The 13,788-nt window shown below is 46.8% G+C and carries 13 protein-coding genes; 12 read left to right on the forward strand and 1 reads right to left on the reverse strand.

From position 1 onward, the window contains the following. Nucleotides 1–104 precede the first annotated feature (104 nt). The gene (locus PKF022_RS03695; protein WP_281777264.1) at nucleotides 105–806 is read right to left on the reverse strand and encodes a Bax inhibitor-1 family protein; all 702 of its coding nucleotides are present in this window, start codon (nucleotides 804–806) and stop codon (nucleotides 105–107) included. Nucleotides 807–1,067: 261 nt separating this feature from the next. On the opposite strand from PKF022_RS03695, the gene ndk reads away from it, so the two are divergent. The 12 genes from ndk to PKF022_RS03755 all read left to right on the forward strand — a co-directional run bounded on the left by ndk (nucleotide 1,068) and on the right by PKF022_RS03755 (nucleotide 13,764). Beyond that, nucleotides 1,068–1,493 (forward strand): nucleoside-diphosphate kinase, encoded by a 426-nt coding sequence (gene ndk / locus PKF022_RS03700; protein WP_068321117.1) that lies wholly within the window; start codon nucleotides 1,068–1,070, stop codon nucleotides 1,491–1,493. Nucleotides 1,494–1,535: 42 nt separating this feature from the next. Further along, the gene (gene rlmN, locus PKF022_RS03705; protein ID WP_281777265.1) at nucleotides 1,536–2,732 is read left to right on the forward strand and encodes a 23S rRNA (adenine(2503)-C(2))-methyltransferase RlmN; all 1,197 of its coding nucleotides are present in this window, start codon (nucleotides 1,536–1,538) and stop codon (nucleotides 2,730–2,732) included. A 27-nt stretch (nucleotides 2,733–2,759) separates the two neighbouring features. Further along, nucleotides 2,760–4,025 (forward strand): flavodoxin-dependent (E)-4-hydroxy-3-methylbut-2-enyl-diphosphate synthase, encoded by a 1,266-nt coding sequence (gene ispG / locus PKF022_RS03710; RefSeq protein ID WP_281777266.1) that lies wholly within the window; start codon nucleotides 2,760–2,762, stop codon nucleotides 4,023–4,025. Nucleotides 4,026–4,063: 38 nt separating this feature from the next. Next, nucleotides 4,064–5,392, forward strand: a complete 1,329-nt coding sequence (gene hisS / locus PKF022_RS03715; RefSeq protein ID WP_281777267.1) for a histidine--tRNA ligase — start codon at nucleotides 4,064–4,066, stop codon at nucleotides 5,390–5,392. A gap of 47 nt (nucleotides 5,393–5,439) precedes the next feature. Beyond that, on the forward strand, nucleotides 5,440–6,099 hold the full coding sequence (locus PKF022_RS03720) for a tetratricopeptide repeat protein (RefSeq protein ID WP_281777268.1): 660 nt from the start codon (nucleotides 5,440–5,442) through the stop codon (nucleotides 6,097–6,099). After that, nucleotides 6,099–7,256, forward strand: coding sequence for an outer membrane protein assembly factor BamB (gene bamB / locus PKF022_RS03725; protein ID WP_281777269.1), 1,158 nt, complete (start codon nucleotides 6,099–6,101; stop codon nucleotides 7,254–7,256). The genes PKF022_RS03720 and bamB overlap by 1 nt, the downstream gene beginning before the upstream one ends. Then, nucleotides 7,253–8,617 carry a ribosome biogenesis GTPase Der gene (gene der / locus PKF022_RS03730; protein WP_281777270.1) on the forward strand — a complete coding sequence of 455 codons (1,365 nt, stop codon included), beginning with the start codon at nucleotides 7,253–7,255 and terminating at the stop codon, nucleotides 8,615–8,617. Before bamB ends, der begins: the two co-directional genes overlap by 4 nt. A gap of 161 nt (nucleotides 8,618–8,778) precedes the next feature. Next, a complete protein-coding gene (gene hfq / locus PKF022_RS03735) occupies nucleotides 8,779–9,021 on the forward strand; it encodes an RNA chaperone Hfq (protein WP_281777271.1) in 243 nt (80 codons plus the stop codon). Nucleotides 9,022–9,049: 28 nt separating this feature from the next. Beyond that, nucleotides 9,050–10,255 (forward strand): GTPase HflX, encoded by a 1,206-nt coding sequence (gene hflX, locus PKF022_RS03740; protein ID WP_281777464.1) that lies wholly within the window; start codon nucleotides 9,050–9,052, stop codon nucleotides 10,253–10,255. Continuing rightward, a complete protein-coding gene (gene hflK / locus PKF022_RS03745; RefSeq protein WP_281777272.1) occupies nucleotides 10,245–11,711 on the forward strand; it encodes an FtsH protease activity modulator HflK in 1,467 nt (488 codons plus the stop codon). The genes hflX and hflK overlap by 11 nt, the downstream gene beginning before the upstream one ends. After that, a complete protein-coding gene (hflC, locus tag PKF022_RS03750; protein ID WP_216231612.1) occupies nucleotides 11,711–12,580 on the forward strand; it encodes a protease modulator HflC in 870 nt (289 codons plus the stop codon). The genes hflK and hflC overlap by 1 nt, the downstream gene beginning before the upstream one ends. Before the next feature lie 20 nt (nucleotides 12,581–12,600). Further along, complete coding sequence (locus PKF022_RS03755; protein WP_281777273.1) at nucleotides 12,601–13,764, forward strand: ATP phosphoribosyltransferase regulatory subunit; 1,164 nt, start codon at nucleotides 12,601–12,603, stop codon at nucleotides 13,762–13,764. Nucleotides 13,765–13,788 lie beyond the last annotated feature (24 nt).

Genomic DNA, 13,788 nt, shown 5'->3' on the forward strand with positions numbered 1-13,788 from the left:
TTAGTTTCTAGTCGCAAGCAATTCACACGAAGCTTATTTTGTAGCAAATAAAAAGGCGCCCGCAGGCGCCTTAGGGAACGTCACACTTCAGTTCTTAGTATTGCTTAATCTCTATTGCCGCCAACAATACCCAAGAGGGCAAGTAAGTTGGTGAAGACGTTATATACATCTAAGTAAATAGCCAAAGTAGCCATGATGTAGTTCGTCTCGCCGCCGTTGATCACGCGCTGTACGTCAACCAAGATAAATGCGGAGAAGATTGCGATGGCTAACACCATCACTGTCAACATCAAAGCAGGCAACTGTAACCAGATGTTTGCTAAAGAGGCAACAATTAAGAGCAGCACACCAACCATGAGCCATTTGCCCATGCCGGAGAAGTCGCTTTTGCTAACAGTAGCAATCGTTGCCATGGTGGCGAAGATCGCAGCTGTGCCGCCGAAGGACAGCATGATGAGTGTTGCGCCATTGCTGTAGCTGTTAAGAGTGAAGCCAACTAAACGGGACATCATGATGCCCATGAAGAAGGTAAAGCCCAGGAGTAGGAGAACGCCTACACCAGTGTCTTTATTCTTTTCAATTGCCCAGAAGAAACCAAAGGCAACTGCCATGAACACGATAAAGCCGATAAATGGACTGCCTGAGAAGAAATCCAATCCCATGGCAATACCGAGCCAGGCGCCAATGACAGTAGGCACCATGGATAGCGCTAAGAGCGCATAAGTATTGCGAAGTACGCGGTTGCGTACCTGGACGGTACTAATTGAGCCGGTTTGGCCAAAGCCGTAAGAGTTCAGATCACTCATATTGACTCCTTCTTTTTCATAGTTATTACAAGAGCCCATATAGGGCTGTTGACAGTAAGTATAGACAAAACACCTAAATTTCAAGCCCCCCTATGAAAGACCTACAAATTAAAGGCTTATGCCCTGTAAATTCAAGGGCTTAGCCCTACAGACATAGGGGTAAATACGGTCAGGCAATGTATAATTCGGGGGTCGCTGGAGTGGGGTGGCTTATAAGCCCCAAGCTGGTAAATACCTTTGAAATCACTATTGGAGTCTTGAATGGCAATTGAACGCACCCTTTCTATTATCAAACCTGATGCTGTCGCTAAAAACGTCATCGGCAAAATCTATGACCGTTTCGAATCTGCTGGTTTGAAGATTGTTGCTTCCAGAATGGCCCATTTGTCACAAAACGAAGCTGAGCAGTTCTATGGCGTTCACAAAGATCGTCCTTTCTTCAAAGACTTGGTGAGCTTCATGATCTCTGGTCCTGTCATGATTCAAGTTTTGCAAGGCGAAGGTGCTATTGCTAAGAATCGCGACTTGATGGGCGCTACCGATCCTAAGAAAGCAGAAAAAGGCACGATTCGTGCTGACTTTGCTGACAGCATTGATGCAAACGCTGTTCACGGTTCTGACGCTCCTGAAACAGCTGCTGTGGAAGTTGCATTCTTCTTCCCTGGCATGAATGTTTTTAATCGTTAATCACTGATTAATCGATTAGCTATTTATCTATAAGTAGTCGCATTGACCACCCCGCGCGTAAATCTCTTAGATTTTGACGCTGACCAAATGGCAGCGTATGTCGCGGGGTTGAATGAAAAGCCCTTCAGGGCAAAGCAACTCATGCAGTGGATACATCAACGTGGTGTATCAGATATTAATGACATGAGTGATTTAGCAAAAAGCTTCAGAGCAACCTTGCTAGATAAAGCGGAAGTACTTTCTCTCCCCGTTATCAAAGATGAGCACGCATTGGACGGCACCCGTAAGTGGTTGCTGGACGTAGGCGCTGGTAATGCCGTGGAGTCTGTATTTATTCCTGAGGATGACCGGGGCACCCTGTGCATCTCTTCTCAAGCGGGTTGCGCAGTTAATTGCCGTTTTTGTTCTACTGGACATCAAGGCTTCTCGCGTAATCTCACCTCTGGTGAAATCATCGGGCAACTTTGGTTCGCTGAGCATCTGCTCCGTAATGATCCTGAGGCTATTCGTCGCATTGAAAAATTTCCTACTCCAGGCTGGGAGCACACTGGTCGCGTGATTTCAAATGTCGTGATGATGGGAATGGGCGAGCCCTTACTCAATTATGACAATGTCGTATCTGCATTGCGCCTTATGCTTGATGATAGGGCGTATGGTTTATCGCGCCGTCGTGTGACTGTTTCAACATCAGGCGTAGTGCCGATGATTGATCGCCTCGCGCAAGATTGCCCAGTAGCATTAGCGGTTTCATTGCATGCGTCGAATGATGCATTGCGCGATCAGTTAGTGCCGCTCAATCAAAAATATCCATTACGTGAATTATTGGATGCTTGTGAGCGTTACCTACCATTTGCTCCAAGAGATTTTTTAACTTTTGAATATTGCATGCTTGATGGTGTGAATGACTCCGACATCCAAGCAAAAGAATTGGTGCGCTTGCTCAGAAACATTAAGTGCAAAATTAATTTGATTCCATTTAATCCGTTTCCAGAGTCCGGCCTCAAGCGTTCGTCAGCCCAGCGGGTCAATGCCTTTGCTGGCATTCTCTTGGATGCCGGAATGGTAGCAACAGTACGCAAGACTCGCGGCGATGACATTGCAGCCGCATGTGGGCAGTTAGCAGGGGACGTGGTAGATCGCACTCGAGTTCGTGAGCGTGATGTTCACAGCGCTGAGATTGAAATTGCTGAAGTTGAATCAAGTGAGCATCCCATTGAATGGCTCAAAAAATTAAATTAAAGATTAGATCCCGACCAATAGATTCCAATGAGCTCTAATTCATTACCTCCCTTGCCCTTAGGACCCAGTCCTAAGCGCGCTACCCGTCAGGCAACTGTTGCTTGGAAGACCAACATCATTACTGTAGGTGGTGATGCACCAGTGCGCGTGCAATCCATGACAAATACCGATACTGCTGATGCGGTAGGTACTGCCATTCAAGTAAAAGAATTGGCGCGTGCTGGATCGGAGATGGTGCGTATTACCGTTAATACGCCGGAAGCGGCTGCTGCAGTTCCTTATATTCGTGAGCAGTTAGACAAGATGGATGTGCTGGTGCCCTTGATTGGGGACTTTCATTACAACGGCCACACGTTATTAAATGATTATCCGGAGTGCGCGAAGGCACTCTCCAAGTACCGCATTAATCCAGGTAATGTGGGTAAGGGCGCTAAGCGTGATCCTCAGTTTGCCCAAATGATTGAGGCAGCTTGTAAATATGACAAACCGATTCGAATTGGTGTCAATTGGGGTAGCTTAGATCAAGAGCTTTTAGCTTCCATCATGGATAGCAATGCGGCTTTAGCAGTTCCAAAGACTGCGCAAGAGGTGATGATTGAGGCATTGATTCAGTCTGCATTACAGTCCGCAGAAAAAGCAGTGGAGTTGGGTATGAATCCCGATCAGATTTTGCTTTCTTGCAAGGTAAGTAATGTGCAGGACTTGGTTGCGGTCTATCGCGATCTCTCACGACGCTCTGACTATCCATTGCATTTGGGTTTAACTGAAGCCGGTATGGGTAGTAAAGGAATTGTGTCTTCTACGGCAGCAATGGGCATCTTGTTGCAAGAAGGCATTGGCGATACGATTCGCGTTTCGTTAACGCCTGATCCAGGTGCGCCTCGTGAAAATGAAGTGATTGTTGCGCAAGAGATTTTGCAAACCATGGGCTTGCGTAATTTCACGCCGATGGTGATTGCTTGTCCTGGTTGCGGCAGAACAACTAGTACCACTTTCCAAGAATTAGCAGCCAATATTCAGTCCTACTTACGTCAACAAATGCCGGTTTGGAAGAAAACCCATCCTGGCGTTGAGAATATGAACGTGGCTGTCATGGGCTGTATTGTGAATGGCCCAGGCGAGAGCAAGCATGCGAATATTGGCATTTCATTGCCTGGAACAGGTGAAACACCGGCGGCACCTGTATTCGTGGATGGAGTTAAAGTGAAAACCTTGCGCGGTGAGAGAATTGCTGAGGAGTTTCAGGTAATTGTGGATGAATACGTAAAACAGAATTACGCAGCCAAGGTTTAAATAGATTTAAGTAAAGCAATAACAAAACAATAATAAAAATGACTGATCAAAACGCAAAAGATAAAGTTCAAAAGACGCAGAAGATTAACGGTGTGCGCGGCATGAATGATTTGCTGCCGGCTGATGCTGCGCAGTGGGCTCATCTTGAACATGTTTTACGCGATCTCACTCGTGCTTATGGCTATGAGTTTTTGAGAACGCCTATTGTGGAAGCAACAGCGGTATTTCAGCGTGGCATTGGCGAAGTCACAGACATTGTTGAAAAGGAAATGTATTCCTTTGAAGACCGCCTCAATGGTGAGCAGCTTACTTTGCGTCCTGAAGGTACTGCCGCTTTAGTGCGTTCCGTTATTGAAAATAATTTGCTGTACGAAGGACCGAAGCGTCTTTGGTACACCGGTCCGATGTTCCGTCATGAGCGTCCTCAGCGTGGTCGATATCGCCAGTTCCACCAGTTCGGTATTGAGGCCTTAGGTTTTGCTGGGCCAGATATTGATGCTGAAATCATTCTCATGGGTCAACGCCTCTGGGATGAGCTGGGCTTGAAGGGCGTCCGCCTAGAAATTAACTCTTTAGGTCAAGCTCCTGAGCGCGCAGAACATCGTGCAGCCCTGGTGACTTACTTTGAAAAGAATAAAGAGCAGCTCGATGAAGACTCACAGCGGCGTCTGATTTCAAATCCATTGCGTATCTTGGATTCTAAAAATCCTGAGATGCAAGTTTTGATTGAGGGCGCGCCGAAGCTGTTAGATTTCTTGGGTGAAGAGTCGCTCAAGCACTTCAATGCAGTACAGGCTTTGCTAAAGGCCAACAACATCCCTTGCAAAATTAATCCCCGTTTAGTACGCGGCTTAGATTATTACAACCTCACCGTATTTGAATGGGTGACAGATGAGTTAGGCGCCCAAGGCACGATCGCTGGTGGTGGACGCTACGATCCATTGATTGAGCGTATGGGCGGTAAAGCTGCTCCTGCTTGTGGTTGGGCTATGGGAATGGAGCGCGTTCTAGAGTTAATGAAAGTTTCTGGTTCTTTGCCAGAGACGCAAGCTCAGTGCGACATCTTTGTTTTGCACCAAGGCGGTGAGACTTTGACGGCCGCCATGATTATTGCCGAGCGCTTACGCAGTGCCGGAATCGATACGATCTTGTTTTGCCCTCCAGATGGTCAATCCGCTAGCTTTAAGTCCCAAATGAAGAAGGCGGATAGCAGTGGGGCTGCTTTTGCGGTCATTATTGGACCTGATGAATTAGCGAAGAATGAGGCTCAACTCAAGGACTTACGTGGCACAGGTGAGCAAAAGTCTATTTCTCTGGATGATGTCTTGGGAGCAGCAATTGACGCCTTGGTAGGCGCCTCCGAATAGAATTACCCTAATACTTATAAATTACCGATTAATTAGTTTGGATTGACATGCCTTTAGATCTAGAAGAACAAGAACAATTAGACCAATTCAAAGCGTTTTGGCAGAAGTACCGCAATCTCATTACGGGCGTAATTACGGCTGCTTTGTTTGCATATGCTGCTTACAGCGGATATCAGTGGTGGCGCAATAGTCAATCACTGGAGGCTTCCAAGTTATATGAAACGATGGTGAGCGCAATCGCTAAAGGCGATAAGGATCAAACTTTGCGTGCTGCAGATGATTTACAAAAAGATTTTGGACGTACGCCGTATGCTGCAATGTCTAGCTTAATTGCTGCGCGTATTGCATCAGATGCAGGCGATAGCTCTAAGGCGACAGATTATTTACGTTGGGCTGCCAAGAACGCATCAAATGATGGCTATTTGGCATTGGCAAAATTACGCTTGGTGACACAGTTAATTGAGCAGGGTGGCGAGAAAGATTTTACTGAAGCAGATCAAATCTTGAATCAAAAACCCATTGCTGGTTTTGAGTCTTTATGGCTTGAGCGTCGCGGTGATTGGTATTTGGCTCAGAAGAAAAATGATCAAGCAAAGCAAAGCTACCAAGAGGCTTGGAAGAAGCTAGACCAATCAAAAGAATTTCCTGAGGAGGCGCGTGGTCTCTTGAAGGTTAAATTGGATGCCGTTGGAGGAGTTGCTCAGTGATGACTACAGAGATGAAGCGTTTACCAAGGCGCATAGGCGCTGCCCTAGTGTTGAGTTCAGTGGTAATTGCTTTGGTTGCCTGCTCTGGCAACTCTCGAGTCAGAAAGCCTGCCGAGTTGGCGACGGTAACCAATCAATTTGATTTGCAGCCGGTGTGGTCAACCAGCGTCGGCTCATCAGAAACTTTTAACTTTCATCCCATTGTTGCTGGGGATGCTGTTTACGCTGCCTCCCATCGAGGCAATTTAGCTAAGATTGATTTGGCATCGGGTAACAAGGTATGGGAAGCATCTGTTCCCGAACGTTTATCCGTGGGACCTGGTTCCGATGGTCGCACCACGGTTGCTGTAACTACAAAAGGTACGGTTTACGCCTACGACGATACTGGTAAGTCAATCTGGAACGTGAGTGTTGGAAGCGAAGTATTAAGTGAGCCTGTAGTTGCTGCCGGTGTGGTGATTGTGCGTGCGCTCGACAACCGTTTTATTGGATTAGATGCTCAAACTGGAGCGCGCAAGTGGACCTATCAACGTCAGCAGTCCGCTTTGTCCTTGCGAGTTGGCTATGGAATGCTCGCTATTGGTAATGAGGTTATTGTTACGGGTTTTACTGGCGGACGTTTTGGCATGATTGCGATTGCCAATGGTGGTTTAGTTTGGGAGACCCCAGTCTCTTTTCCTAAAGGATTCTCAGAAATTGAGCGCTTGAATGATGTTACTGCCAAGCCTAGTATGGATGGCGAGATTATTTGCGCAGTTTCTTATCAAGGTCGTGTTGGTTGCGGTCAAGCGCGTACTGGAAATCTTTTGTGGTTTAAAGATTATTCAAGCTATACCGGCACATCACAAAGTGCGGATATGGTTTTCTCGGCTAACGACAAATCGCACGTGACTGCATTTGCTACCAAAGATGGCACACAAGTTTGGGAGAACACTCAGTTAACGTTCCGTGATGTGGGCGAGTCGCTTGCAGTCGGTAGGGTTTTACTCATGGGTGATGCTCAAGGGTACATCCATGCATTTTCACAGGCGAATGGTGAGTTGGTTGCACGTATTCGTCACGACAGTAGTCCAATCTCGGCTGCCCCCATTGCGGTAGGTGGTCTCATCTTGGTTCAATCTCAAGGTGGAAAAATAGCGGCGTACAGTCCAAAATGAATCCAGTTATCACTATCGTCGGCCGTCCCAACGTAGGGAAGTCGACCCTCTTTAATCGCCTAACGCGTTCACGTGATGCATTGGTAGCTGATTTTTCTGGCTTAACCAGAGATCGGCACTATGGCAAAGGCCGCATTGGTGAGCGCGCATTCATCTGCGTAGATACCGGTGGTTTCGAGCCTGTTGCTAAGACCGGTATTGTTGCTGAAATGGCCAAACAAACCAAGCAGGCTGTCGCAGAATCAGACATTGTCATTTTCTTGGTGGATGGTCGTTTAGGTATGGCTCCACAAGATCGCGTAATTGCAGACTTCTTGCGTAAAACGGGTCGCCCAGTCATTCTTGCTGTAAATAAAACTGAAGGTATGCAAGCTGGCGTTGTAACGGCAGACTTTCATGAACTCGGTTTAGGTGAGCCTTTCCCAATCTCATCTGCGCATGGTGATGGTGTGCGCGGTCTGATTGATGATGCATTAGATTCTTTAGGCATCGCTGAGCCGGATGAGGAAGAGTTGGCTAACGACCCTAATCGTCCAATGAAGATTGCAGTAGTAGGTCGTCCAAACGTAGGTAAGTCCACATTAATCAATAAGTTGATTGGTGAAGAGCGCGTGATTGCATTTGACATGCCAGGCACTACACGTGATGCGATTGAAGTTCCTTTTGAGCGCAATGGCAAGCCCTACATCTTGGTAGATACTGCCGGTCTGCGCCGTCGTGGCAAAGTATTTGAAGCGATTGAGAAGTTCTCTGTTGTAAAGACCTTGCAAGCGATTGCAGACTGTAACGTAGTGATCTTAATGCTGGATGCGCAGCAAGATATTTCCGAGCAAGATGCTCACATCGCAGGATTTATTGTTGAAGCTGGTCGCGCCCTAGTGGTTGCGGTAAATAAGTGGGATGGTATCGACGCGTACGTAAAAGAGCGTGCTCGCTTAGAAATTGCACAAAAACTGCGTTTCTTGGATTTTGCAAACGTGCATCCGATCTCTGCCAAAAAGGGCACAGGCCTCAAAGAGCTCTTTAAAGATGTGGATTCTGCCTACGCTGCAGCTATGGCCAAATTGCCGACCCCACGTTTGACCCGTATCTTGCAAGAAGCAATTGAGCATCAGCAGCCAAAACGGGTTGGTATGGGCCGTCCTAAATTGCGTTATGCCCACCAAGGGGGCATGAACCCTCCAATTGTGGTCATTCATGGCACATCCTTGAGTGGGGTGACTGATAGCTACAAGCGATACTTGGAAGGTCGCTTTAGGGATGTCTTTAAGTTACGCGGTACGCCTTTGCGGATTCAGATGAATACAGCCAAAAACCCCTATGTAGATGCTGATAAGGGTAAAAAAGGCAAAAAGCGCTAATTTGGGCTAAGCTTTCATTTCTGAGCCTTCTTGGGCTTGATTTTTTCGAAAATCAGCCCAATATAGAGGACTCAATCAGCAGTTTGCAGTACAGATTGATATTTAATTAAAAAAGCAAGACTCCGAAAAAAGTAGTTCAGAAAAGATAAATAAGGGGCAGTATGAATAACAACAAAGTTCAATTACTTCAGGATCCATTTCTCAATGCATTACGCAAAGAGCATGTTCCTGTTTCGATCTATCTCGTAAATGGCATTAAGTTGCAAGGCAATATTGAATCTTTTGATCAGTATGTTGTTCTCTTGCGCAATACCGTTACGCAGATGGTTTACAAACATGCAATCTCGACAATAGTTCCTGCTCGTGCGATTGATTTCCGTTTAGAAGAAGCTAGCCCTGTATAAAACTGGAGTAGATGCGGCACGCGCCGTTCTGGTTGGAGTAGATACAGGGCGCGAAGATTTTGCTGACAGCATGGCCGAACTCAGTCTTTTGGCTGATAGCGCCGGCTCTATACCTGCAGCCAGTGTGATCGCCCGTAAAGGCAGGACTGATCCAGCTTTATACATCGGCTCAGGTAAAGCTAATGAACTCAAAAGAGTGATGGAAGAGCAGGGTGCAGAACTCGCGATCTTCAATCATCCCTTATCTCCAACACAGCAGCGAAATTTAGAGCGTCACATTGGGTTTCATGTGATGGATCGCACTGGTTTGATTTTGGATATATTTAGTCAAAGAGCGCAAAGTCATATCGGTAAAACGCAAGTAGAACTTGCACAAGTTCGCTATCGTATGTCTCGCTTAGTCAGAGCTTGGAGTCACTTAGAGCGTCAACGCGGTGGTATTGGTGTTCGCGGCGGTCCTGGTGAAACGCAAATGGAGTTGGATCGCCGGATGTTGGCAACCAAAGCAAAGCGCCTTGAGAATGAATTAGAAAAACTGCAGCGTCAGCAAAGAACGCAAAGGCGGGCGCGAAATCGTAAAGACGTGTTCTCGGTTTCTTTGGTGGGATACACCAATGCTGGCAAATCAACCCTCTTTAATGCCCTTACCAAAGCAGGGACATATGCGGCCGATCAATTGTTTGCCACTTTAGATACCACCTCTAGAAAGGTCCATTTGGACGGGGTTGGGTCAATTGTGGTCTCCGATACAGTGGGTTTTATCCGAGATTTGCCCCATCAGCTGGTTGAGGCTTTTAGGGCCACTTTGGATGAAACCATCCATGCCGACCTGATTTTGCATGTTATTGATGCCTGTAGCCCAGTTGCTAGGGAGCAAAAGGCTGAAGTTGAGGCAGTTTTAGAGGAAATTGGGGCCGATGACATCCCCCGCATCGAGGTGATGAACAAAATCGATCAGATGCCCCAAACCTTTACCCGTGGGGCTGTTTTAGAACGCGATGGACAAGGCTTCCCGAGCCAGATTTTCCTCTCGGCCCAGACGGGCTTAGGCCTTGATTTACTTCGCTCAGCGCTCGCCGAATGCTCTCAAATGACTGATAGAATAAGGGTCGAGCACAACCGTGCCAAGAAGCAATTGGCCCCGGATGAGTTTTTAGAGCCTTTACCTGAACGACCAGCAACTTCTGAATTTAATCCGATATCCAACCCGAGCTATTTTTCTAATGATGCGTAAATTTCTAGATCTGTTTTCGGTCAATGATCCAGGTTGGGGCAATAGCCTCAATTCCGGCGGATCTAAAGATGCCAAAGATGGGCAGGGAAGTGATCAAGCTCCTAAAGCTGACCCCGATACAAATAAACCAGTAGAGACTCAGCCAAATAATCGACCCGCTAAACCAGACGGCCCTCCGGATTTGGATGAGTTGTGGCGTGACTTCAATGACAGAATTGCTGGCATCTTTGGCGGCAAGAAATCTCCTGGCGCAACAAATAGACCGGCTAATAAACCAAGTAACACTGATATTCCTCCGCCTTCTCAAAGAGGTGGCGGTGGGGGTGGCAACGGCGGGATGAGTGCTCCCAACTTCAACTTCAGCAATCCGTTTGGATCTAAAGCAAGCATCTTAATCGCAGGCGCAGTTGTTTTCTTTATGTGGGTATGTAGCGGTTTCTTCATTATTCAAGAGGGGCAGGCTGGCGTTATTCTGACTTTCGGTAAATACGACTACACAGCAAGGCCTGGTATCAACTGGCGCATGCCTTGGCCAATTCAGTCTGAAGAAACAGTCAACTTATCAGGCGTTCGCTCTGTGGAAGTGGGGCGCCCTGTTTTAATCAAGGCAACCAATCAAAAAGATTCCTCCATGCTCACCGAGGATGAAAATATTATTGACGTACGCTTTGCTGTGCAATATCGCCTTAAAGACCCTACGGACTATTTATTCAACAATCGCGATCCTGATGCTGCAGTAGTGCAAGCTGCTGAAACTGCCGTCCGTGAAATCGTCGCGCGTAGCAAGATGGATACCGTGTTGTACGAAGGTCGCGAAAAGATCGGCATTGATTTGGCAAATTCTATTCAGAAGATTTTGGATAGCTATAAGACAGGTATTTATGTCACTAGTGTCACTGTCCAAAATGTTCAGCCTCCAGAGCAAGTTCAGGCTGCCTTTGATGATGCAGTGAAGGCCGGTCAGGACCAAGAGCGCTTAAAGAGTGAAGGTCAGGCATACGCAAATGACATTATTCCAAGAGCCAAAGGTACTGCTGCCCGCTTGATTCAGGAAGCTGAAGGCTATAAAGCTCGTGTAGTGGCTACCGCAGAGGGCGATGCCACACGCTTTAAGCAAGTATTAGTTGAATATTCCAAGGCGCCTCAGGTGACTCGTGACCGCATGTATATCGATAGCATGCGTGAGATGTATAACAACGTTACTAAGATTTTGGTTGATACCACCAAGAGCAATAGTCTTTTATATCTCCCGCTCGATAAGATCGTTGCACAGGTAAGCGCTGAAAGTGCTCAAGCTGCAACTTCGCAAGTAAATCAGTCTGGATCCAATACCCCAACGGGAAGCGTCACAGTAGGCGGTGCCACTGGCGCCAATACTGTTGCTCCAGTATCTCCAAGTAGTGGTTCTGCAGACAAACGTGATGGTCTCCGTAGTCGCGATAGGGAGGCAAGATAATGAATGCAAATCGTTTAATCGCTGCTGGTATTGGTTTTGTTGCGCTGATCTATGTGCTGTCCTCTAGCATCTTTGTAGTGGATCAACGCAAGTTCGCGGTGGTATTTTCTTTCGGACAAATTGTTCGTGTGATTGAAAACCCTGGTATTCAAGTAAAGCTACCAGCTCCATTTGAGAGTGTCCGCTTCTTTGATCGTCGTATTTTGACAATCGATAATCCTGAAGCAGAACGTTTTATTACCGCTGAGAAGAAAAACCTATTGGTTGATTCTTATGTGAAATGGCGCATTGTCGATCCACGTAAGTTCTTTATTAGCTTTAAAGGTGACGAGCGTTTAGCGCAGGATCGATTGACTCAATTGGTTCGTTCAGCACTCAATGAAGAGTTCACCAAGCGTACTGTTCGTGAGTTAATTTCTGATCAGCGTGAAGAGGTAATGCAGGGCATCCGTAAGAAAGTCGCTGATGATGCATCGGATATCGGCGTAGAGATTGTTGACGTTCGCTTAAAGCGCGTTGATTTGTTGGCTGAAATTAGTGATTCTGTTTATCGTCGTATGGAAGCAGAGCGTAAGCGTGTTGCTAACGAGTTACGATCTACTGGTGCTGCAGAGTCTGACAAAATTCGTGCAAATGCCGAACGTCAACGTGACACTATTTTGGCTGAAGCCTATCGTGATGCACAAAAAATTAAGGGAGCAGGTGACGCTAAAGCTACTGCACTTTATGCAGAGGCATTTGGGCGCGATCCTCAGTTTGCTCAGTTCTATCAAAGCCTTGAGGCCTATAGAAGCTCCTTTAAGGATAAGAAGGACGTGATGGTGGTTGAGCCAAGTGGTGAGTTCTTCAAGTTCCTGCACAAAAAATAAGAAAGCAAATAGTTCATATCATGAATCGCTGGTTACTTCCTGAAGATATTGCAGATGTATTGCCCGCTGAGGCTCGCAAGGTCGAGTCTTTGCGTCGTGCTGTCTTGGATTTATATCAGTCCTATGGTTATGAGCTAGTTGCCCCTCCAATCCTGGAGTTCTTAGATTCTTTATTGACTGGTACTGGCTCAGATCTCAATCTTCAGACCTTTAAATTGGTAGATCAATTGTCAGGGCGTACCTTGGGTTTGCGCGCTGACATGACGCCACAAGTTGCTCGTATTGATGCGCACCTTTTAAATCGTGCTGGGGTCACTCGCCTTTGTTACGCAGGCTCTGTTGCTCATGCACGTACGCCTGTAGGTAGCTCTGCTCGCGAAGAATTACAACTGGGTGCTGAGATTTATGGCTGTGCCACTTGGGAAGCTGATCTAGAAGCGATTACCTTGTTGCTAAAAACACTTGATATTGCTGGCGTCAAGAAGGTTTATCTTGATTTGTCTCATGCCGGTATTTTGGCTGGCATCTTGGATGGCCAGAACTTAGATAAATCAACGGTAGAAGCTTTGTATGGCTTATTGCAAAGCAAAGATCGTCCACGTTTAAGTCAATGGGCGACTTGCTTGCCAGCAAATGTGGCAAAAGCGCTTGTAGCATTGACAGAATTGAATGGCCCTTGTGCTGATGTATTGGCTAAAGCTAAAAAAGATTTGCCTAAGCATGTTGCTATTGATCAGGCATTGGCAGATCTTGAGCGCTTGGTTGCTGCTGCAGCAAAACTGTCGAGCAACTTAGAGCTCAGTATTGATTTGGCTGATTTGCGTGGTTATCAATACCACAGCGGTGTGATGTTTGCCGCCTATGTTGATCAATTGCCGCAACCCATTGCAAGAGGTGGTCGCTATGACCATGTTGGTCAGGCATTTGGTCGACCACGTCCTGCCACTGGTTTTTCTTTGGATCTGCTAACGCTGGCAAGTTTGTCGCCATTTAGTGCGCGCAAGATGGCCATTATTGCCCCTTGGATCGAGGATGCAGAATTAACTAAGGCAGTCGCCGATCTCAGAGGCAAAGGTGAGGTGGTGATACAAGTGCCTGCGGGCACCAGCCTAGAGGCTGCCGAATACGAATGTGACCGAGAGCTTGTCAAGCAAGCTAGCTCTTGGGAAGTAAAAAAGAAGTAAAGCGACATATCAATTAAAGCAGTG

It is taken from the genome of Polynucleobacter sp. KF022 (genome assembly GCF_027924105.1).
Taxonomy (GTDB): domain Bacteria; phylum Pseudomonadota; class Gammaproteobacteria; order Burkholderiales; family Burkholderiaceae; genus Polynucleobacter.